This is a genomic window from Arthrobacter sp. B0316-1-20, from assembly GCF_059091865.1.
On sequence record NZ_JBNHHC010000018.1, the window covers coordinates 105361 to 126656 of the forward strand.

Sequence of the window (21296 nt, forward strand, 5' to 3'; positions counted from 1 at the left end):
AGAGGCCGTAGGCTACGGGCATGGCCATCATTTACGACGCGGTGCTGAACCCCTCCAAACAGGATCTCCTGAAAGCGTGGCTGCCGGAGCAATCCTGGTTCGAGGAACTCGGAGCTGACGCGGCCGAGCTTGAGCATCTCGGGGCCTTCCGCTTTGACGACCCGGCCGGCGAAGTAGGGATGGAAACGCACCTGCTCCGCACTGCCGAAGGGGCCGTTGTGCACGTCCCGTTGACCTACCGCGGCGCCCCGTTGCCCGAGGCGGAAGATTTCCTGGCCGCAACCATGGTGCACTCGGTGTTGGGAGACCGCTGGATCTATGACGCCTGCGCGGACCCGGTCTACGCCACCGCGCTCGCCACCGTCATCGTGAAGGGCGGCGTCGGTGCAGAGCAGTTCCTGGACGTGGACGGAAAGCTCGAACCGCTGACCGGGGCCCTCCCGGTGCGCGGCAGCGGCGGCGCCGGCGGCATCGTCCCTGAGATCACGACGGCGGTGCCCGCCACCTCCGGCAGCGTCACCAGCATCGACGCCAGTCCGCTGACACTGACGGTCTACCGCATCCTTGACCCCAACGAGCAGCCCGGCACGGCCCTGAAACTGACCTGCTCGCTGCCCGGCCGGCCGCCGCTGATCCTCGCTTCGGCCTGGTGAGTGGAGCCAGGGGACAAGCATTGGGTCTGCGTGCCGCCGCTTTCCGCTACCGCTTTAAGGAGAGTCTCTTCCTGTTCCCGGCGCTGGTGATGCTGGCCGGCATCGCACTGGCGGTAGCCGCCACCGCCGTCGACAACGCACTCGGCCACGATGCTGCTGTGCCGCTCACGCTGGCGATGAGCAGCAATGCCGCCACCTGGCTGCTTTCCACCGTCGCCGGCGCGATGATCACCACCGTGGGTGTGGTCTTCTCGCTCACCGTGGTCAGCCTGCAGTTGGCCAGCGATCAGTTCTCGCCTCGCGTGATGCGCTCGTTCATCCGCGATCGACTGAGCCAAGCCGTCATCGGACTGCTCGTTGCCACCTTCTTCTACTGCGTCCTCATCCTGCCCAGCCTGAGCGGGGACCCCTCCGAGCCGGCACCGCGGGTGTCCTTGACCATCGCCGTCGTCCTCACACTGGTGACCGTGGTGGGGATCATTGTCCACCTGGACCACCTCGCCCGGGGACTGCAGGTCGGCAACGTCGCCCGAGTCATCGCGGCAGAGGGCCAATCGGTCGTTGCGGTGCTGGATCGAGTGCCCGCTGGCCTGGAGCGCGTAGACCCCGGAGAAGTCCATGTTCCCGCGGACGCCGCCGTCATCCGCGCCCCAGTCGGCGGATGGATCAGCCAGATGGACAGCGCCCAGATTCTGCGGGCAGTGCCTGCCGGAACCACGGTAAGGATGGAGACCCGCGTGGGTGCTTACATCCATGCAGGTGAACCGATGTTCACGGTGTGGCCGCCGCCACCGACGCCCAGCCAGGAAAAGCTTGCCGGATCGATTGAAGTAGCCGACTCGCGGACCATGCTGCAAGATGTCGACTTCGCTATCCGGCAGCTCGTTGACATAGGCCTCCGTGCCCTCAGCCCGGCCATCAATGACCCGACGACCGCAGTGGAGGTCGCCCTGAGACTGGGCAGCCTCCTGCGGACACTCCTTGCTGCCCCGCTTGCTCCGGAAGCGCTGAAGGACGAAGCCGACCGGGTACTCGTGCAGCCCTGGAACCTTGACCATGCCGAATACATCGACCACGCCTTCGACCAGCTCCGTCAGACATGCCTGGACCAGCCGGAGGTGGTTGCCGCGCTCCTGCGAGTCCTCCGGATGCTCATCGTCCACGTCCAAGCCGAGGGCCACCCCGAGCGCGCGGCAGCCCTGCACCGGCAAAAGCAATTACTCCTTGAAGCTCTGCGGGACCAGCCCGGTCTGCACCCCGAGGACCTCCGACGGCTGCAGTCGCTTTCCTCGGATGAGACGGACCCCGCCGACCACAGCCGGTAGCTAACAGCTACCTCTCGCCCTCTCCGGCTACGGCTGCCGGGAAGCGCGCTTCCTGCGCAGGATGAGCCCGGCAGCGACTCCGGCGGCAACGACCAGGACCGCGCCCAGGCCCCAGGTGAGGGCCGGCACCGCAGCCGGGCCTTCGCCGTCGTCCGCCACTGCCACCATGGTCGGCGCTCCCGCCTGGTTGTCTACCGGTTCGGCCACCGCGGATTTGGCGGCCGCGGCCGTTGCCTCCGGTTCGGCCGTGCCGGGACCCGGCTCGACGTCGCCGACCAGATCCAGGGTCAGCGTGTAGGGGATCTCCGTTTCCTTCGCGTCCTCGAAGTACAGCGGGTCCACCGCGACCTGGACGTAGTAGTCGCCGGCCAGATACAGGGTGCGCACGTCGTGGATGCCCTCAGCGGCGTTGCGGTAGCGCACCGGTGAGGTGAAGTTTGCCGCCACCTGGGTACCCGGGTCGGCCATGGAGGTCATGCCGTAGGCTCCCGTGGAGGTGCCGTCGGTGATGCTCACCGGCTGCCGCAGCGGATTGGCTATGCCCAGCTGCAGGTAGGACGGATTGTAGATGTCCTTCTGGTAGTCGCCGAGTTTGGCGACGGCGCGCAGCTGTTGCCCGTAGTCCACCGGCATCTTGTAGAAGTGCACCTCGCCCGGAATGAGCGTGGCCTGGTAGCTGCCGCCGGCCAGTTCGGGGGCTGAGTTGAAGCTGTTGCCCGGGGCAGTCTCCTGCGGTTTGGCGCCCGGTTTCAGCAGATCGAGCTTGGTCACGGCGTCGTATGCTTCGGGCAGGCCGGTGGTGTCCGCCTCCGGTTCGGTCAGGAAGAGCAGCTCCATTGGCAACGGGTCCTTCTTCCAGCCGGGCCCGCTGCGGGTTACGCTAACCACCAGCTCGCCGCCGCCGGCGGACTGTAGGCATTCCTTGTCGCCGCTGCCCATGGCGCCGGTGGAGAGCACCGCGGTGACCGGGCCGTCGGAGAGCCGGGCCTCGTCGCGGGCTTCGCGGACCGAGGTCAGGCATTCCTGCCCGTCCGGGCCGAGGACCTCCAGCTCCAGGCTGCTGTAGGTGGACATGCTGCCGGACCGGATCGCCATCACCATCGAGGCGCTGACGTGGAGGCGCTCGCCGTCGTCCACGTGCACCTTGTAGAACTTGCGCGTGCCGCCGTCGTAAATCCGGTTGCTGCCGGTGGCGAAGGTGTCCAAGTACTGGCCGGTGGAGACGTCCGCGGCGCTGGCCGCACTCTTGCCGCCGGTCACCGGGATGCCGGCGAAGTCGTAGGGGTTCAGAGCGCGGACGGTCTTGATCACCATCTGCTCGCGCAGCGAGTCAGCGTTGTCCGCGTCCGCGTAGGTGCCGCCGGACGCCTTGGCGATGCATTCGAGTTCCTTGCGCGCCTGAGCGTCCACCTTGAACCCGATGGTGTGCATGGCCAGGTCCACGCCGTCCTTGGCCAGGTCCCTCGCCACCTCGCACGGCGGCGGTGGCGAGCAGGTGTCGATGCCGTCGGACACCAGCACAATGCTGCGCGGGCCGTCGTCCGGAAGTTCCGCGGCGGCCCGGCGCAGCGCCTCGCCTACCGGGGTGTAGCCGGCGGCCTTGATCGAGTCGACCTGGTCTAGCAGCTTCCCGGGATCCGCAGTGCCCAGTTCGGACAGCACAGTCACGTCCTTGCAGCCCTCGGCGCGGGCCTCCTGGGAACTGTCCGTGTTGGTGCCGTAGACCATCAGGCCCAGCTGCGACCCCGCCGGCAGGGTTTCCACCAGGTCTCTGGCCGCGGCTTTGGCGGCGTCCATCCGCAGCGTGCCGTGGGCGTCGGCGTCGGGGTTGAGCATGGAGCCGGAAGCGTCCAGGATCAGCATCACCGGCGCCGCCTCTTCGGACCCGGCGGCGGGCGCCTGCGGAACGGACACGTGCGCGACCGGCTCCTGCAGAACGGGCAAGGCGGGCACCTGCGGAACGGGCACGTGCTGCGGCAGGAACATGCTCAGCGCGGTGGCGATGCCCAGTGTGCTCTTCAGGACCATGGTGCTGACACCCACGATCTACCCCCGGATTTTTTTGGTGAAACGTTGATTTGTTCGACTATATCCAGCTTCCTTGAACTTCCAGCGGCGCCCGCCCCGGCGTCGTTCCCCTGTTCGCACAAAGTTTCCGTAGGCACCAGAAACCGGGCCGCCGGCCCCTTCTCGATTTGACCCGCGGGAGCCGCGGCAGATAAGTTTTCGTGGCGTAGGTCACCAGCCGGCCCCTCCGGGGCGAGCGGCGGGGGCTTGCAATCCTTTGGTCGGCTGGGCAACGGTGCCCTGTGTCCGGCCTGTTCGAACGGAAACTCCCGCAGCTACGCAGTCCCACCCCTAAGGAACATGCATGAGCACCACCAGTACCGAACCCCATCTGCGGCGGGCTCTGTCCAGCCGCCACATCCAGCTCATTGCCATCGGCGGGGCGATCGGCACCGGCCTCTTTATGGGTTCCGGCAAAACCATCTCCGTGGCCGGCCCGTCCGTCATTTTCGTCTACATGATCATCGGCTTCATGCTGTTCTTCGTCATGCGGGCGATGGGCGAGCTGCTGCTGAGCAACACCGAGTACAAGAACTTCAGCGACTTTGCCGGCGACATTCTCGGCCCGTGGGCGGCCTTCTTCACCGGTTGGACCTACTGGTTCTGCTGGGTGGTCACCGGCATTGCGGACGTGGTGGCGATCGCGCACTACGTGGCCTTCTGGTGGCCGGATCTGGCGTTGTGGATCCCGGCGTTGGCCTGCATCCTGCTGCTGCTGGCGCTGAACGTGCCCACTGTGCGGGCGTTCGGTGAGACCGAGTTCTGGTTCGCGCTGATCAAGATCGTGGCCATCGTGGCGCTGATCGTGGTTGGCCTGGTCATGATCCTCACCGGATTCGAGCACGACGGCGCCCGCGCCTCCTTCAGCAACCTGTGGGAGCACGGCGGCATGTTCCCCACTGGCTTCATGGGTTTCGTGGCCGGCTTCCAAATCGCCGTGTTCGCCTTCGTGGGCATCGAACTGGTGGGCACCACCGCCGCCGAGACCAAGGACCCGGAGAAGAACCTGCCGCGCGCGGTGAACTCCATCCCGATCCGCATCCTGATCTTCTACGTAGGCGCGCTGATCGTGCTGATGGCCGTGGAACCGTGGACGGCGTTCAGCGCCGACGCCTCGCCGTTCGTCGGCATGTTCGCTCTGGCCGGGCTGGTGGGTGCGGCCGGCGTGGTGAACTTCGTGGTGCTGACCTCGGCAACCTCGTCCGCCAACTCCGGGATCTACTCCACCTCGCGAATGATCTACGGCCTGTCCCAGGAGGGCGACGCGCCGAAGCGATTCGGCAAGCTCTCCGGACGCGGCGTCCCGCGCAACGCCCTGCTGTTCTCCTGCATGTTCCTGCTGGCCGGCGTGGTGCTGCTCTACGCCGAGGGCAGCGTGTCCGAGGCCTTCACCCTGGTCACCACCATCTCGGCGCTGTGCTTCATGTTCGTCTGGACCATCATCCTGCTCAGCTACGTGGTGTACCGCCGCCGCCGGCCGCAGTTGCACGAGGCCAGCAAGTTCAAGATGCCCGGCGGATCCTTCATGCCCTACGTGGTCATGGGCTTCTTCGCCTTCATCCTCTGGGCGCTGACCACCCAGTCGGACACGCTGACGGCCCTGCTGTTCACTCCGCTCTGGTTCGTCGGGCTCGGCATCGGCTACCTGGTGCTGCGCCGCAACCCGGAGCACGCCCGGATCCGCGCCGCCCACGACGCCAAGGTGGCCGAGGAGAAGGCCGACCGCGATGGCCGCGAACGGGAGACCGTCGGCCAGCGGTAGAAGCTGCTCCAACAGCGACTGACCGAAAACGTCCGTTCCCCGGCTCCGGGGAACGGACGTTTCTCATCTTCCAGGTCACTGTGCTGGAACGTCTTTCCGGGCACCTCTTCCCGCCCGCGCCCGAACACGCAAGAATGAACGCGGATCGGAACGAGCAGCATCCACGACGGAAGGCAAACCCATGGCACTGGACCTGAACCCCTACCTGCAGTTCAGCGGCAACGCGGCGGAGGCGATGGACTTCTACCACTCCGTGTTCGGCGGCGAGCTGAACAAGATGACCTACGCCGAGGGAATGAGCGACGACAACCCCGAGACCGCGGCGAACATCATGCACTCGTCAGTCTTCGTGGACCGCGGCTTCCTGTTGATGGCCTCGGACGTGCCGGCCGACATGTCCGCGGCCGACAACGGTTACATATGCCTCAGCTCCAGCGGAGAGGACCCGGACGAGGACGACAAGCTGCGCAGCTACTGGGAGGGCCTGAGCGACGGCGCTAACATCAACCAGCCGCTGGAGCAGGCGCCGTGGGGCGACTACTTCGGGCAGCTCACCGACCGGTTCGGCGTGAACTGGATGGTCAACATCACCGGTCAACAGAACTCCGACGGAGCCCAGTAGCCGGCAGCCGGCAGCGAGGAACACATGGCCATCACGGATTTCGAACGCTACCCGCTCACCTTCGGGCCCAGCCCGGTCCACCACCTGCCCCGGCTCAGCCAGCATCTGGGCGGCGCGCAGCTTTGGGCCAAGCGGGAGGACGTGAACTCGGGCCTGGCCTTTGGCGGCAACAAGACCCGCAAGCTCGAGTACATCGTCCCCGACATCCTCGCCGAGGGCGCCGACACCATCGTCTCCATCGGCGGCTTCCAGTCCAACCACACCCGCCAGGTGGCGGCCGTGGCCGCCAAGCTCGGGCTGAAGGCGCTGCTCGTGCAGGAGAGCTGGGTGGACTGGCCGGATCCGCTCAATGACCGGGTGGGCAACATCCTGCTCTCCCGGCTGATGGGCGCCGACGTGCGGCTGGACCCGTCCGGCTTCGACATCGGCATCCGCGACTCCTGGCAGAACGCCATCGCCGAGGTGGAAGCAGCCGGCGGCAAGCCCTATGCCATTCCGGCCGGCGCCTCGGAGCACAGGCTCGGCGGACTCGGTTTCGCCAATTGGGCCTACGAGGTGCAGCAGCAGGAGCAAGAACTCGGCGTCTTCTTCGACACCATCGTGGTCTGCACCGTCACCGGCTCCACCCACGCCGGCATGATCGCCGGCTTCGCGGCGCTGGAGGACGCCGGCGGCCGTCCGCGCCGCGTGATCGGCGTCGACGCCTCCGCCACGCTGGCCAAGACCCGCGAGCAGGTCGGCCGGATCGCCCGCAACACCGGCAAGCTCATCGGCCTGGAGCGGGACCTGCGCGACGACGAGATCACCGTAATGGAAGGCTGGGCCGGCGACCACTACGGCATCCCGGTCGACTCCACCCTCGAGGCCATGCGGCTCAGCGCCTCGCTCGAAGCGATGATCACCGACCCGGTCTACGAGGGCAAGTCCATGGCCGGCATGATCGACCTGGTCAGCAGCAAGCACATCCCCGCCGATAGCAACGTGCTCTACGCCCACCTCGGCGGCCAACCTGCGCTCAACGCCTACAGCGGCCTGTTTCGAAGCTAGCAAACAACGACGGCGGCGCTCGCCTGAGCGCCGGCGGCTACGGAATCCCGGGTGGCTGGCAGACCCGCGGACATCGACTGTCCGATGGTTACGGCAGTCGCCCCGGTCTGGGCCGGACAGCGGCCCCGGCGTCTTCGGGCCGGAGCTCTACTGGGCTGAGCAGTACCGCGGGTCCGCGCTGCAAAAACCCGTCCGACAGCGGCTGGCAGCGCAAACCGCCGCGTCCGCGCATGGCGGCGTGCGCTCCGGGTGCCAGCATCCGGTCCATCCAGACGCAGGGGTGGGCGTGCCGGCCTCCCCGGAAGCGCACCTGTTGGCCGCGGGATTCCACCGCGAACTCTTCCCCGATGAGTGGCGCCAGTTGGGCTCCCCGGAGCACCACGTTCCGCCGCGCCAGGAGAGGATCAAACGGTGGAAGGTCCAAGTCCCGGGCGATGGCCTCAAGGGACTCCACGGCCATGAAGGTCACCGCCGCATCCATGTGCGCTGCCTTGCCGAAGAACCTGTCGCCCACAATGCCCTTGCCGGCCACCACCTCGGCCCGGTCGCGGTCCTCGGTGGGCACGTCTGCGGCGCCATCCTTGGCCCGGCCAAAGTAGGCATGCCCCGGCGACACCAACAGGTGAAGGATTTCGATGGGGTACCTGTACGTCGTGCTCACGTCACCAGCATTCCGTTAAGCGAGGATCGCTGCAGGTTCTCGGCGCTCTATTGAGAACGGATACTTTCAGCGGGTCAGCTGGATCAAGCTGATGAAAAGAACGGTCACCGCCACAACGGCCAGCACCTGCCACAGCACCACGCTTTTCCGTGCAGCGGGCCTCCGGTGCACTTCGTGCTGGTATTCAACCGCATCAAGGGCCAGACCGATGAGGACGGCACCGCCGAGGTTGATCCACAACCCGTTGCCGCCAAAATCGAAAAGAGTGATGAACAGAAAAATGAAGGCGGTCCAGAGCACGTCCCGGAAGACTTTACCGGCGCCGGAAAACTTCCACTGCAGGTAATTCTTCGGCTTTTGCTGCGTTTCGGCGATGGTCTGGTCATTGGTGGTCATACATTTTCCTCCGGACTTGGCTGCCGTCATTGTGCCACGTCCGCGGGTCGGTTTACGTTCGGGCGAGCTCTACGATCCACTCGGGTGTCTGGCGCCCAAGCTTTTGGTCCGTCACGGTGCGCAGCCTGGCTGCTTGCACCCTGACGCTCTCCTGCTGGGAGGCCTCAGTAGCTCTGGTGGAGGGCGGCTCGGTCTCCACATCCCCAAGAATCGTGACCGGCTGGACCAGGCTGTCGTTCGAGGCGACCTGCAGGATCCGGGCCTCTTCTTCACCGGCCAGCTTGCTCTCCGCGAGAAGGGCTAACACCCCGAGCCCGATCACTCTGCGATCCACGCTGGAGGACATGGCGGCATCCAGTGCCCACTCGGCCCGCTCCCACCATTGGGAACGGCGGTGAGCCTCCGCCTGGGTCTGCATGCTGCGCCAACCAATGAAGGCAGCAATCAGCGCTGCTAAGAGGATGGCCAGCGGACCCAGCGAGCCCAGAACGTCCCACCCATCAGGGCCGTCGCTTCGGACCACAACCTCCACCGGATCGGGAACCTGCTGCGCAACCATGGCTACAATCTAGGCCACGCTTCGGCCATGCGGCAGGAACAGGACGGTGTCGTCGGACTCCGTCTACACAATTGCCCAACGGGGCGCCCCGAGGGCGGTAGTAGACTCCTGCGCGAAAGCTGGGATGATCGGGCCATGAGCAACAACCCACTGATGATTACCTCGGATCTGGCCCGCGCCGCGCGTGCCCTCACGCAGGTTTCCGCCAAGGTCATCGCGAAAAACGCGGGCCTGGATAAACAGCAGCTGCGCGACTTCGAGAAGGGCAACCTCCCGTTGGCGCCGGAGCAGAATGAGCAGCTGCGCCGGGCATTGGGACAGTTCGGCGTCGTTTTCATCGAGGACGACGATCACGGCGGCTACGGCGTCCGCCGCAAGTTCAACGCCAGCAAGGTCAAGCGCCTCGAGACCTGGGAAGGTGAAGGCGGAGCAGCCTCCGAGGACGACATCTAAGGTATTCCCAGTTGCGGCGCAATGTTTCTGCGATCTCCTTCGGCGGAAAATCGGCAACGCGTAGCCGCCATCAAATACCCGTGCCGTGCCAATTCAAGCGTCACCGCCGCAGTGTGGCTGATGCCGGTCAGCTCGATCTTCATACCGCTGTGTGGGTTGGCGTCGCCGCTTGGGAGCGCCGGACTGGGAGGGCTGCATATGTCCAGATGGTGGATAAACGTATCGCCAGAGTGCCAGAAGCCATAGAATCTTGGCGGCCGGAAGCGCCGGCTGTCAGTTGGGGGAGGGCTTTTTGTCGCACACAGTTTTTGCCGAGCCGTCGCGCGTCCGCACACGGTTCCGCTTCGCCGTCATTTTGTTCTGTGCGGGCGCGCTCGTAGCCGGTCTCTTCTCTGGACCCGCGGCAATGGCTGCGCCGGTTGAACTGGCACCGTCGCCTGAAGTCGCGACCGCTGCAGCGGCGCCCACCGCCGTCAATATAGTCAACCCGACAATCGATGCCGACGAAGGGGTGCTCGCTCGGCCGGGAGCAACGGTGTACACCGACGGCGGCCAGTGGGAGAACGCGACAGAACTCGAAATCAGCTGGATCGCAAGCAGCAGCGGCAAGGTTCTGCAAGAAGACTTCCTGCCGGTCGGCGGCCGATCCTACTTCACCATCCCGCAGTCCCTGGGCGGCGACGCCTTGATCGTCAACGTTCTGGGCCGCAACGCCGACGGCTGGCCCGGTAGCCCGGTGGACAACGCAGTGGATGTTCTGAGGGGTGACTTCGCCGCGATCTGGGACGGCGTCATCTCCGGGAAACCGGCTGTTGGCCAAAAGCTCACCGTTACTGCACCGGCACTTACCCCGGCAGGCAAAGTCGCCTACCAGTGGTACCGCGGCCCGCTGAAGATCAGCGGCGCGACCGCTTCCGCCTACACCGTCGTCCCGTCGGACGCCGCGCAGAAACTCTCGGTCAAGGCGATCGCAACCGCTGCCGGCATGAGCCCATTTACCCTGACCTCCGAAACGGTCACTGTCGCCAGGGGCACCTTCACGGCCGCCCCCGCCCCGGCCATCGCCGGCACCGCCAAGGTGGGATCCAAACTGACCGCCAACCCCGGCAACTGGGCTCCCACTGGCGCGGCCCTGGCCTACCAGTGGTACCGCGGCAGCACCCCGATCAGCGGAGCAAAGTACCGGGCCTACACCCCCACGGCAGCGGACAACGGCAAGTACGTGAAGGTGCGCGTCCGTGCCTCCCGCCCCGGCTACATCACGCTGGACCGCTGGTCGGTGTCCCGGAAGGTAGCCGTCGGCTCCATTGCCGCCACGAAGAAGTTGTCCATCTCCGGCTCTCCCCGCTACGGGCAGACGCTGAAGGTCAGCCAAGGCTGGACGGCTGGATCCAAGGTTACGTACCAGTGGTACCGCAACGGCAAGGCGGTCAAGGGTGCCACCCGCAGTTCGCTGTATATGAGCTCAAGCTACGTCGGGTCCAAGGTCAGTGTCCGGGTAACGGTCAGCAAGGCCGGATACACGAATCGCAAGGCAACGTCGCCCGCCCGCTCCATCGGCAAGGCGACGATGACCACGAAGGCCAACCCGAAGATCAGCGGCACGAGGAAGGCCGGCTACACACTCACCGCCGGCAGCTGGTCTTTCTCCCCCAAACCCTCGTCCTATGCCTACCAGTGGTACCGCAACGGCAAGGCCATCTCCGGCGCTAAGTACCGCTCCTACCGGCTGACCAGCGCAGACAACGGCAAGAAGATCACGGTGCGGGTCACGGCCCGCAAGGCCGGGTACTACAACCGCGCTGCCACTAGCGGCGCCGTTGAGATCTACGCTCCTCCAAAGACCGTGATCAGCCGGGACGGCACCTACCGGGTTGGATCCGAAATCAAGCCAGGCCTTTACAAGGCCACCGGCACCGGAACAGGCTGCTATTGGAAGACCATGAGCGGCTTCTCCGGCAGCTTCAGCCAGATCAACAACAACTACTTCGGCGCGGCTCGCACCTACGTGCAGATCACCTCCGCCGATCGCGGCTTCGAAACCAGCGGCTGCGGCAAGTGGACTACTGCGCCTAAGGCCGGCGCGAAGGCTTCGAAGATCACCGCCGACGGCACGTACCGCGTCGGAGTCGACATCCGTGCCGGCCTGTATAAGACGACCGGGTCTGGAAGCGGCTGCTATTGGAAGACCATGAGCGGCTTCACCGGGGATACCGCCGAGATCATCGACAACTACTTTGGTGCGGCGCGCACCTACGTGGAGATCCCATCTTGGGCCAAGGGGCTTGAGGTCAGCCGCTGCGGCACGCTGACCCGCGTCGGTTGATCCGAGTCACAGAGCGCCGGCTGGCATGCGCTCTGTGACGGGCGTGAAACTACATCGCCTCTCAGTCGCCGTAGTGTCCGGCCAGGAGGGGAGATTGGCCCTAGGCCGTGGCGGGTTGTTGTTTGGAGTAGGCCTTGAGGTCGAAGTCCGGGTCGGCGGCTTGTTCGGGGGTGAGGGTGCGGCCGGCGCCGAGCAGGCGGCGGGCGGCCATGTGGTCGGCGGGCTGGTTGACGGACTCGACGGCGGCCAGGGCGCCGTTGCGGAAGCAGAACACGGAGAACTTCTCGTCTGCGGGGTTGCCGCGGAGCACGGTCTGGTCGCCGGGGGCGGAGATGCCGGCGATCTGCAGGCGCAGCGGTCCCTGGTTGGACCAGAACCAGGGAAGATCGTTGTAGCCGCCGGGTTCCTCGGTGCCGAGGATTGACTTGGCCGCGTGCCTGGCCTGGTCGGTGGCGTTCTGCACGGATTCCAGCCGGGTGCGGGTCCCGGCGTGGGCGTTCGGGAAGAACGCGCAGTCGCCGAGGGCGTAGATGTCCGGGTCGGAGGTGCGCATGGCGGAGTCGACCACGATGCCGTTATCGACCTCGAGGCCGGCGGCCGCGGCGAGTTCGGTGCGCGGGGTGACGCCGACGCCCACCAGCACCAGATCGGCCGGATAGCGGTGCCCTGTGGTGGAGACCGCGGCGGTGACCTGTCCGTTGTGGCCGTCGAAGGAGGCGATGCCCTCGCCCAAACGCAGTGTCACGCCCAGACGCTGGTGGGCGTCAGCGAAGAAGCCGCTCATCACCGGGGTCAGGGCACGGCCCATCGGCCGGTCGGCGTATTCGAGCACGGTGACGTCCAGGCCGCGGGCGCGGGCGGCGGCGGCGAACTCCAGGCCGATAAAGCCGGCACCGATCACGACGACGGAGCGCACCGCGTCGAGGCGGGCGTGCAGGGCCTGGGCGTCGGTGAGGGTGCGCAGCCCGTGGATGCCGGCCAGACCGGCGCCGGGCACGGTGAGTTCGCGGTTGGCGGCGCCGGTGGCCAGCACCAGCTTCGAATAGGCCAGCGTGGTGCCGTCGTCGAGGGTGACGGTTTTGGCGTTGCGGTCGATCGAGGCGACGTGCACGCCGAGGCGGGCATCGACGTCGTTGGTGGTGAAGAACTTTTCCGGGCGCAGCGGCAGCGGGACCGGGTCCTTGCCGGCGGCGAGGTAGTCCTTGGACAGCGGCGGGCGCTGGTACGGGTGGTGGGTCTCTTCGCCGAGCAGCGTGATCGCCCCGGTGTAGCCTTCCTTGCGCAGCGAATCCACCAGCTGGATGCCGGCCTGGCCGTTGCCAACAATGACAATGTTCTCGGGAATGCTCGTGAAGTTCATGGCGCTCGCCCTGCCTTTAGATCTGGTCGTCCGGGACGTCGACTTCGATCTGCTCCAGTCCGTCGCCGACCGTGATCTGGCACCCGAGCCGGCTGCGGGCCTCGTCGCGCGGACCGGCGGTGCACTCGAGCATCTCTTCTTCGTCGTCGCCGATGTCCGGCAGCCCCTCGAGGTACTCCTCGCGCACGTAGACGTGGCAGGTGGCGCACATCGCCTGGCCGCCGCATTCGCCGACGATCCCATCGACCCCGTTGGTCACCGCAGCCCGCATCAACGACGTGCCGGGGTCCACGTCCAAGACATCAACGTTGCCGTCCGAGTGGTGAAAACTGATCTTTGCCATGGTTCTTCTTTCTAGTTCCAGGTGACGGGGAGGCTGGTGATGCCGCGGAAGACCCAGCCGTCCCAGGTCGCGGTCCGCGTGTCGTCGGCGCGCAGCCCCGGGAAGCGTTTGTAAGCCAGCGGGACGGCGATCTGCCCGATTGAGCTCTTGGCTGCCCAGTGTCCTGCGCAGAGGTGGACGCCACTGCCGAAGGCCAGGTGGGATGTCTTCGGGCGGAAGATGTTGAACTCATCGGCCGTGGGCCCGAAGTGCGCCACGTCCCGGTTGGCAGATCCCACCACAACACCGAGCCCCGCGCCGGCAGGCAGGCTGACACCTTCCAGCGTGGTTTCCCGGGTGGTTTCCCGCGGGTACATGCCGATGGGGGACTGCCATCGCACGGTTTCGTCGAAGACGGCGGGCCAGAGGGCGTCGTCCTGGAGCACCTTCTCGAGCTGTTCGGGATGCTGGCTCAGGGCCCACACGATGTTGGTGACCATGTGCTGCGGTTCATTCATGCCGCCGGAGATGGTGAGCTTGACGTTGGCGGCCACGTTATCGACGGGGAGCCCGCTGTTGGCCAGTGCCGACGTCATCGAAGCGTCGGGATGCCGCTGGTAGAACGGGATGAGTTCGTCGAGGATGGCGTCCAGCTCCGCCTGCGAGGCGTCGCAGCGGTCCCAGATGGCCTGGTCGTCCAGCACGTTGCCGGAGCCGGCAATGAAGTCGTGGGACCAGCGGCGCATCTGATCCACGTGCACGTCTTTGAGGCCGAGCAGGTCGATCAGGTTCTGTGAGGCTACCGGTGCGGCGTAGTCACGGTTGAGGTCGGCATGTTCCGGTCCCTTGTCCGCCAGGACATCCAAATAGGTGTTCGCGTTGCGTTCGAAAACCGGCGCCCAGGCCTCTTTGATGTTTTTCGGGCGCAGCACCGGGTTGATGGGGGCGCGGTCGGCGGCGTGGTCCGGATCGTCCTTGCGCAGCATCGGCTGCGCGCCCAGCGCCCGATTCATCGCGGCTCCGCTGACATTGGCGCTGAAGATTTCCTGATCCATCTCGACGGCGTGGCAGCCGGCGTAGTTGGTCACTAGGAACTTCTTGATCGCCGGCACCCACGCAACCGGTGACTCGCGACGCAGACGCTCATACGTCGGGTAGGGATTGGCCATTAAGGCCGCCGGGTCCACCCAGTCCGCTACCGGGTAGGGAGTCGTCTCCGTTTCAGCAGCCGGCGGTGCTTCCGTGGCCGCTGCCGCCGCGGTCGGCGTGACGGGGTCCAGCACCGTCATGGTGCTGGCACGTGGAGACTCTGAACCGAAGCCGTAGGGGCACTGACCTTCAAGGGCGGCAGACATGTGTACTCGTACTCCTAAATCAATGAGACATCGTGACTAGTGTCACCCGCTTTCTTCTCCTAGTAAACTGTGGATATCCGTATAACTTCTTCGACTGAGTAAGGTTTAGATGCCTAAGTTCACGCTGCGCCAATTGGAGCTCTTCGCTGCCCTGCCGGATCACCTCACGTTGAGTTCTGCGGCCGCGGCGCTGCATATCTCCGAGTCGGCCTTGTCCCACGCCATCAGCGAGTTGGAGGCAGCGGTGGGGGAGCAGTTGTGCGTACGGCGCAAGGCACGGGGCATGCGCCTCACCCAGGCGGGACAGTACCTTGCCGGCAGGGCGCGGACCATCCTGAAGGAGACCGACGGCCTGGTCAGTGAGCTTGCCGGCGTTGGGGGAGAGCTGAGAGGACCCGTAGCGCTGGGGTGCTACATCGGGCTGGCCAGCAACGTACTGCCGTCGGTGATGGAAGGCTTCGGAAAACTGCACCCCGGGGTGGACATCGGCATCACGGTAGGCGACCACGGCGACCTGCTGCCGAAGCTGGAGACAGGGGCTTTGGATGTGGCGATCGTCTATGGCATCGGCATCCCCGCTGGACTGCAGCAGAAGGAAATCTACAAGACAGAAGTGATGGCCATTCTCGCCGAATCGCACCTGCTGGCCGCGAAGCCGGACGTCGACCTCGCAGAGCTCGCACCCGAACCGCTGATCATGCTTGAGTCGCAGCCCAGCACCGGCTACACCCGGTTGATGTTCGACGAACGTGAACTCACTCCGACCTATGCGGCGCGCGTGCCGCAGATCGACCTGGTCCGCGCGTTGGTGGGCCGCGGCCTTGGCTACAGCCTGCTGATGTCGCGACCCAACCAGATACCCGTGACCACCGAAGGGCTGCCCATTGTCTCCAGGCCATTACGTCCCCGGGCGGGCATAACCTCAGTCGTCGCCGTCTGGCCTGACGGCGTGGCCCTCAGCGCCCGCGCACGTGCGGTCATGGACTACGCGGCTGAAGTGCTGGAAGGGATCGTCACCAAATAGTAGGGCGGAGACAGAACGGTGGAGGCTGGCGCTCGGCAAGTGTCCTCGCGCCGCTGGCATGCTCCAGAGTTCGGCGGCACGTCCCACCAATTTTTACCTTAATTCAGTGGATATAGGTTCTAGAAAGAAGAGCTCCTGTACGGTGTTGAAGTCTCCAACCCGAGCAATGATGTGAAGATTGTCTCCGGCGCCAACATAATCCGGAATGTTGGAACCGGCAAGATGCAGGTCAAAAATGTTGACGTCTTTGAACTGAAAGTTCGGTCCTGTGGTCTTGGTTTCACTATAATTTCCAGCCCCAATTAGCATGTCATATCTGGTCTTATAGTTGCCGTGATTATTCATGTAAGAAATGTTTCCATCGAATTCGATAAGTCGACCATTGTACTTGGCCGCAAATTCTTCCACAGCATCCCCGCTTGTGGCCGGCCTTGCTAACAGTGCTGCAAGGTCCTTATTGTTCTTCACTGTCAACGTCTGCTCGGACGCTGACTCCGCAGGGACGGCTTCGGCCGATTCGGTCGGCTCCGGTTCCTCTGGCTCCTCCGACAGCGCGGCGGAGGGCTGTTCGCTTTGCAGTGCCGCGGCGTCGGCCGGGGGCGTAGATGGCTCGTCGCCTCCACCCAGTATCGCGTTCACGGCGACGATGATGCCCAAGAGCGCCAGCCCACCTGCCACCGACGCCCAGACGTACCACGGTTGCTTCGGCTTAGGTCGGCGAAAGGTCATTTTCGTCTGCAACAGCGGCCCCTGGCTTTCGTTGACGAACTCCCAGCCATCCTTCTGCAACTTCGTCGCCATCCTGGCTTCCATGCCGCGCACAGCCCGCACAGACTTGAACTCATACTGTGAGTCGTCGTCAGCCATAAAACTCCCCCAACCCCTAACGGGACTTGTTGATCGTGGATTCATCGTGAGCAGAGCGACGGGGACGATCCACTGCCGGCCGCGTCTCCAATCACTTTGCTCGTCGAATATACCCGGTCATACTCGATTGCGTTCCCCGGCTCGCGGGTAGGTTAGCGCAGGTTTGTGCCGATGGTGATGCGATGCAGCAGTGTACGCAAATGACGTCACTCGCGAGTTGATCCTGGCAGGTCTGCGATTTAAAACTCAAGGACTCCGTGCACGCGGCGGCAGCCATTATTCGGAACTGATATCGAGTCGAAATTCCGATCATCGATCAGTGGGACGGTGATGCTCGCCCTACTAACCAACCCGCGATTCCATCTGAATCCTGAAGTTTCAGGTTTCGAAGGGGAACCGGTGGACTAAATCAAGCGTCTTCATATGGAATGCTTTAAGCAGGCAGGCGGTGGCCTTTTGCGAAATTGCATATAGCAGAGGGGATCCCAGACATCGTCAATCTCAATCTAGAACGTCCGTGGATAATTCAAGATCGTTTACAACGATTACATTTGTCCAGGAATAGCGACAATCGAAGTAGTTGAAGCGCGGTGATTTTATCATTCCCGGCAATGCGCTTTGCACGTCAGCGGTAGCAAGGTCTCATTTAATGTGCTTCCGCGGGCCGCCGCCCCGCCCGGCCTGCAGGCGGCTTGTGGCGAAAGTGCCGCGGATCGCCGAGATCCTTGCGCCGAATGCTGGCGTCCGCAAGGATGCAGGTGATCCCCGTGCTGCGAAGAAGGAGCTGACGCGATGACAAAGTATCTGATCTCGTTTCCGAGTGCCGCCATGGCCGTCACGGAGGAAGAGCTGCCGGCTGTTTCCGATGCGTCGCACGCGGTGGTTCAGGAGGCGAAGGACGCCGGCGTGTGGGTGTTCGGCGGCGGCATCGATGAGAGCGTCCCGCCGGTCAGGGTCGACGGCGACGGGACCGTGCGTGAGGGCACTTACCCGCAGACAACGCAGCTCGAAGGCGGCTACTCGGTGCTGGAGTTGCCCTCGTACGACGCGGCCTTGGAATGGGCTGCGAAGTTCGCGGTCGCTTGCCGTTGCGCGCAGGAGGTGCGGGCTTTCGGATACGACCCCGCCGGCTAGGTCCCGGCGAGGCTGTTGGCCCCCAGAACGTGCAACGAACAATGCCGGGTGCGGCTCTTTAGGTAGAGCCGCACCCACGAGGAAAGCGTTCCCTCGTTCTAATTGAACTCAAGTCCGAGTAGCGCGTTCTCGGTGACCTCGGGCAGTGCCGGGTGAATCCAGTATTGCTTGGCCGCGAATTCGCGGAGGTCCAGGTCAAAGGCGAGCACGGTGACCATCTGCTGGATCAGGGTGGAGGCTTGCGGGCCCATGTAGTGCGCGCCGAGCAGCTTCCCGGTGTCGCGGTCTGCGATCAGTTTGCAGATGCCGGTGGTGTCTTCCATGGCCCAGCCGTAGGCGACATCCCCGTACTTCTGCACCTTGACCGTCAGATTGTGGCCCTGTTCTCGCGCTTGCTCCTCGGTCAGCCCGACCGAGGCGACCTGCGGGTGCGTAAAGGTGGCAGCCGGAACGTGGTCGTGCGGCATCTTTCGCAGATTGTCCGGGTGGAGCAGGTTGTGGCGCACGGCGCGCATCTCCGCATTGGCCACGTGCTTGAGCATGTAGGGCGAGGAGACATCGCCGAGGGCCCAGACTCCCTTGGCAGTGGTCGAACGACCGTACTCGTCGACGCGGACACGTCCGTCGGCGGTCATGTCGATCCCGGCAGAAGCCAGGTCCAGCTGGTCACCGTTGGGCACGCGGCCGGTGGCCACCAGCAGCACTTCCGCGGTGACGGAGGTGCCGTCGTCGAGCCTGACGGTTACTCCCGCGGTGGTCTCCTCGGCGCCGATGGCGGTTCGGCCGGACAGGAGTTGGTATCGCTGGGCAGCGATAGCGTTAAACTGCTTGCCCAGCTCGGAGTCCAGGCTACGCAGCAGCGAAGAGCGAGAGATGATCGTTACTTCGGTGCCGAGGGCCTCGAAGACGTGGGCGAATTCCATGGCGATGTAGCCTCCACCGATGATCACCATGGACTTTGGCTGCTCGGGCAGGCGCATGATGTCCTCGTTGGTGTAGTACCGCACTCCGGAGGCGGCGATGGAGTTGGGAATGAAGGGGCGGGAGCCGGCGGCGATGACGATCTGGTCGCCGGAGATGATCTTCTGCTGCTGGCCTTGGCCGGTGCGCAGCGTGCGTTCGCCGACGAAGACAGCATGCTGGTCGTAGACGTCGATGTTGGGAGTCTGCGGACCGCGGCGGTACTCTTCACCCCCGCCGGCGATCGGGTCGATGCGGTTTTCGAAGATGCGGGTGACCATTCCGGGCCAGTCCACGGAGTTGACCTGGGCATTCACGCCCAGCCGCCCGGCCTGGGCGGTTTCCAACGCGGCATCGGCTGCATAGACGTACATCTTCGTGGGGATGCAGCCGACATTGAGGCAGGTACCGCCGAAGGTTCCCTTCTCGATGATCGCGATCGATGTGTCCTCGAACTCCGGCCCGGTGATTGAGTTTCCGGATCCGGTGCCGATGATGATCAGGTCGTAGTGCGCATCGATGGCGATATCGCTGGCAGGGGTATCCATGGCAAGTCCTCACTAGGGGGTCGTTTTAGGGTGGGGGTGCGGAAAGAGGCGGGCCGGGCAGCGGGATCCAGCCGGCTGGAGAGGCGGGTCGGGTTATTTGGCGGTGGCGATCTTCCACAGGAGGGTGCGCAGTTGCCGGACGTCGTCCTCGCCGAAGTCGGCGAGCGTCTGCTCGACTACCTGATCGCGAGCGGCAAGGGCGCGATTCAGCACCGCCTGGCCTTCGTCGGTGGTGCGTGGAATGCGGATGCGCCGGTTCGCAGGATCGGCGTCCCGCACCACGTACCCCTGCTTTTCGAGCCGGTCGATAATCGACATCAGCGTTGACTTGTCGAGACCGAGTGTGGTGGCGATCTCGATCTGGGTGCGCGGCGTGCCATCTCCTGCCACCGCAAGCACCAGCGTGTCACGCATGTCGTGCAAGCCGTTGTCCCGGCAGGCAGCGTCGAAGTTCCCGGTCAGCACTCCGACCGCGCGATGCATCAGCCAGGTCAGGTCGCTGGTGAAAGGGCTGTCCACCGTCGCACACGGCTTGAGCGACGGTGTGTCGAGATCAACGTTGGGTAGCACGCTCTCATGGTATCGACTGACTCCAGATAGTCCAATTGTGGATGATCTTGCCTCAGACGATCTGAGTGGAGAAGGAGCGAGTGAGTCGGGGCCAGGGCCGGTGTGCGAGCCAGCCGGCTGCTCCCTGCGGCGTAATGGGCTCGGGGACGGTTTCGCGACGAAGAAAAGCTGGGTGCAACTCCACGTGGAGTTGCACCCAGCATTCGTTTCACTGTGCTTCCGCAGGGGCCGCCGGTCCGCCCGACCGTCGGGCTGCTTGTGGCGAAAGTAGCGTGGACCTGACGGCCCTGCGGAAAGTCTTTAGTGCCGGCGGCGGGTCAGGGGCTGGCTATGGAACCCCGGCCCGCCGCCGGACGGATGGTCGTTACCTACGCTGCAGCAACGACCTTCAGAGGTGACTTCTCCAGCAGGTAGTTCTGGTACGCGGGGATGGTCAGGAAGGCCGGGAACTCTTCGCCGAGGGCAACCTCTTCGAAGATCTCGCGGGCGTCGTCGAACCGGTCGCCGTCGAACCGCGGCAGGCCGGCGAACTCTTCCTCCAGCAGTTCGCGAACCCATTCGCGGGTGACAATCTCGCCGTCGTCGGTCACGGCGTGGGCGTGGATCCACTGCCAGATCTGCGAGCGGGAGATTTCCGCGGTGGCGGCGTCCTCCATCAGGTTGTGGATGGCCACCGCGCCGTTGCCGCGCAGCCAGGACTCGATGTACTGAATGCCGACTTCCAGGTTGGTGCGGATGCCGGTCTCGGTGATGGAGCCCTCGGTGCCGGCGACGTTCAGCAGGGCGGCGTCGTCGGGGATGACGTCCTCGCGCTGGCGGTCCAGCTGGTTCGGCCGGTCACCGAGCACAGAGTCGAACACCTCGCGGCAGACGGGCACCAGGTCCGGGTGCGCCACCCAGGAACCGTCGAACCCGTCGGTGGCCTCGCGGGTCTTGTCCGCGTGCACCTTCTCCATGGCGATGGCGTTGGCCTCCGGGTCGCGGCGGCTGGGGATGAACGCGGCCATCCCGCCGATGGCCATGGCGCCGCGGCGGTGGCAGGCGCGGACCAGTTGCTCGGTGTAGGAGCGCATGAACGGCGCCGTCATGGTCACCTGCGTCCGGTCCGGCAGCACGAACCGCGGGCCACGGGCCCGGAAGTTCTTGATCACGGAGAAGATGTAGTCCCAGCGGCCGGCGTTCAGCCCAGAGGCGTGGTCGCGCAGCTCGTACAGGATCTCCTCCATCTCGAACGCGGCCGTGATGGTCTCGATCAGCACGGTGGCGCGGATGGTGCCCTGCGGGA

Annotated in this window: 21 protein-coding genes; 9 read left to right on the plus strand and 12 right to left on the minus strand. The window is 65.0% G+C overall.

Going from position 1 to position 21296, the window contains the following annotated elements; all coding sequences use genetic code 11:
* Positions 1–20: 20 nt before the first annotated feature.
* Together AC5RW2_RS25845 and AC5RW2_RS25850 are read left to right on the plus strand one after the other, a co-directional pair.
* Entirely contained in the window at positions 21–653 is a 633-nt protein-coding gene (locus tag AC5RW2_RS25845) for a CG0192-related protein (protein WP_493964157.1), read from the plus strand.
* The gene (locus AC5RW2_RS25850) at positions 650–1978 is read left to right on the plus strand and encodes a DUF2254 domain-containing protein (RefSeq protein ID WP_493964158.1); all 1329 of its coding nucleotides are present in this window, start codon (positions 650–652) and stop codon (positions 1976–1978) included. The genes AC5RW2_RS25845 and AC5RW2_RS25850 overlap by 4 nt, the downstream gene beginning before the upstream one ends.
* 27 nt (positions 1979–2005) lie before the next feature.
* Here the strand turns inward: AC5RW2_RS25850 and AC5RW2_RS25855 are convergent, their stop codons facing one another.
* The gene (locus AC5RW2_RS25855) at positions 2006–4021 is read right to left on the minus strand and encodes a vWA domain-containing protein (protein WP_493964159.1); all 2016 of its coding nucleotides are present in this window, start codon (positions 4019–4021) and stop codon (positions 2006–2008) included.
* A gap of 328 nt (positions 4022–4349) precedes the next feature.
* On the opposite strand from AC5RW2_RS25855, the gene cycA reads away from it, so the two are divergent.
* The 3 genes from cycA (at position 4350) to AC5RW2_RS25870 (ending at position 7476) form a co-directional block, all read left to right on the plus strand.
* The gene (gene cycA / locus AC5RW2_RS25860; RefSeq protein WP_493964160.1) at positions 4350–5807 is read left to right on the plus strand and encodes a D-serine/D-alanine/glycine transporter; all 1458 of its coding nucleotides are present in this window, start codon (positions 4350–4352) and stop codon (positions 5805–5807) included.
* 181 nt (positions 5808–5988) lie between these two features.
* Entirely contained in the window at positions 5989–6429 is a 441-nt protein-coding gene (locus AC5RW2_RS25865) for a VOC family protein (RefSeq protein ID WP_493964161.1), read from the plus strand.
* A 24-nt stretch (positions 6430–6453) separates the two neighbouring features.
* On the plus strand, positions 6454–7476 hold the full coding sequence (locus AC5RW2_RS25870) for a 1-aminocyclopropane-1-carboxylate deaminase (protein WP_493964162.1): 1023 nt from the start codon (positions 6454–6456) through the stop codon (positions 7474–7476).
* An 88-nt stretch (positions 7477–7564) separates the two neighbouring features.
* Here the strand turns inward: AC5RW2_RS25870 and AC5RW2_RS25875 are convergent, their stop codons facing one another.
* The 3 genes from AC5RW2_RS25875 to AC5RW2_RS25885 all read right to left on the minus strand — a co-directional run bounded on the left by AC5RW2_RS25875 (position 7565) and on the right by AC5RW2_RS25885 (position 9092).
* Positions 7565–8137 (minus strand): MOSC domain-containing protein, encoded by a 573-nt coding sequence (locus AC5RW2_RS25875; RefSeq protein ID WP_493964163.1) that lies wholly within the window; start codon positions 8135–8137, stop codon positions 7565–7567.
* A 66-nt stretch (positions 8138–8203) separates the two neighbouring features.
* Positions 8204–8563 (minus strand): hypothetical protein, encoded by a 360-nt coding sequence (locus AC5RW2_RS25880; protein ID WP_494074733.1) that lies wholly within the window; start codon positions 8561–8563, stop codon positions 8204–8206.
* Positions 8564–8585: 22 nt separating this feature from the next.
* Positions 8586–9092, minus strand: a complete 507-nt coding sequence (locus AC5RW2_RS25885) for a hypothetical protein (RefSeq protein ID WP_493964165.1) — start codon at positions 9090–9092, stop codon at positions 8586–8588.
* Positions 9093–9227: 135 nt separating this feature from the next.
* Between AC5RW2_RS25885 and AC5RW2_RS25890 the strand changes: the two genes are divergently transcribed.
* Positions 9228–9545: an XRE family transcriptional regulator gene (locus AC5RW2_RS25890; RefSeq protein WP_493964166.1), complete on the plus strand. Its 318-nt coding sequence runs from the start codon at positions 9228–9230 to the stop codon at positions 9543–9545.
* Here the strand turns inward: AC5RW2_RS25890 and AC5RW2_RS25895 are convergent.
* Entirely contained in the window at positions 9542–9688 is a 147-nt protein-coding gene (locus tag AC5RW2_RS25895) for a hypothetical protein (RefSeq protein WP_494074734.1), read from the minus strand. The genes AC5RW2_RS25890 and AC5RW2_RS25895 overlap by 4 nt on opposite strands.
* Before the next feature lie 263 nt (positions 9689–9951).
* Here AC5RW2_RS25895 and AC5RW2_RS25900 point away from each other — a divergent pair, with 263 nt between their 5' ends.
* Positions 9952–11871, plus strand: a complete 1920-nt coding sequence (locus AC5RW2_RS25900; protein WP_493964167.1) for an Rv1352/Rv1906c domain-containing protein — start codon at positions 9952–9954, stop codon at positions 11869–11871.
* 100 nt (positions 11872–11971) lie between these two features.
* Here the strand turns inward: AC5RW2_RS25900 and AC5RW2_RS25905 are convergent, their stop codons facing one another.
* The 3 genes from AC5RW2_RS25905 to AC5RW2_RS25915 are packed head-to-tail and all read right to left on the minus strand — an operon-like array spanning position 11972 to position 14908.
* Positions 11972–13231 carry an NAD(P)/FAD-dependent oxidoreductase gene (locus tag AC5RW2_RS25905; RefSeq protein WP_493964168.1) on the minus strand — a complete coding sequence of 420 codons (1260 nt, stop codon included), beginning with the start codon at positions 13229–13231 and terminating at the stop codon, positions 11972–11974.
* Positions 13232–13247: 16 nt separating this feature from the next.
* Positions 13248–13574, minus strand: coding sequence for a 2Fe-2S iron-sulfur cluster-binding protein (locus tag AC5RW2_RS25910; RefSeq protein ID WP_493964169.1), 327 nt, complete (start codon positions 13572–13574; stop codon positions 13248–13250).
* 11 nt (positions 13575–13585) lie between these two features.
* Entirely contained in the window at positions 13586–14908 is a 1323-nt protein-coding gene (locus tag AC5RW2_RS25915) for a cytochrome P450 (protein WP_493964170.1), read from the minus strand.
* Positions 14909–15017: 109 nt separating this feature from the next.
* On the opposite strand from AC5RW2_RS25915, the gene AC5RW2_RS25920 reads away from it, so the two are divergent.
* The gene (locus tag AC5RW2_RS25920; protein ID WP_493964171.1) at positions 15018–15932 is read left to right on the plus strand and encodes a LysR substrate-binding domain-containing protein; all 915 of its coding nucleotides are present in this window, start codon (positions 15018–15020) and stop codon (positions 15930–15932) included.
* 93 nt (positions 15933–16025) lie between these two features.
* On the opposite strand, the gene AC5RW2_RS25925 is transcribed toward AC5RW2_RS25920, so the two are convergent.
* Positions 16026–16799 (minus strand): DUF4839 domain-containing protein, encoded by a 774-nt coding sequence (locus tag AC5RW2_RS25925; RefSeq protein ID WP_493964172.1) that lies wholly within the window; start codon positions 16797–16799, stop codon positions 16026–16028.
* A gap of 792 nt (positions 16800–17591) precedes the next feature.
* Between AC5RW2_RS25925 and AC5RW2_RS25930 the strand changes: the two genes are divergently transcribed.
* Positions 17592–17933, plus strand: coding sequence for a YciI family protein (locus AC5RW2_RS25930; protein ID WP_493964173.1), 342 nt, complete (start codon positions 17592–17594; stop codon positions 17931–17933).
* Positions 17934–18031: 98 nt separating this feature from the next.
* Here the strand turns inward: AC5RW2_RS25930 and mtr are convergent, their stop codons facing one another.
* From mtr to AC5RW2_RS25945, 3 genes are all read right to left on the minus strand, one after another.
* Positions 18032–19441, minus strand: coding sequence for a mycothione reductase (gene mtr, locus AC5RW2_RS25935; RefSeq protein WP_493964174.1), 1410 nt, complete (start codon positions 19439–19441; stop codon positions 18032–18034).
* Between the two features lie 93 nt (positions 19442–19534).
* Entirely contained in the window at positions 19535–20011 is a 477-nt protein-coding gene (locus tag AC5RW2_RS25940) for a MarR family winged helix-turn-helix transcriptional regulator (protein WP_493964175.1), read from the minus strand.
* A gap of 368 nt (positions 20012–20379) precedes the next feature.
* Positions 20380–21296: malate synthase (locus AC5RW2_RS25945; RefSeq protein ID WP_494074735.1), on the minus strand; the 917-nt coding region annotated here is incomplete at its 5' end.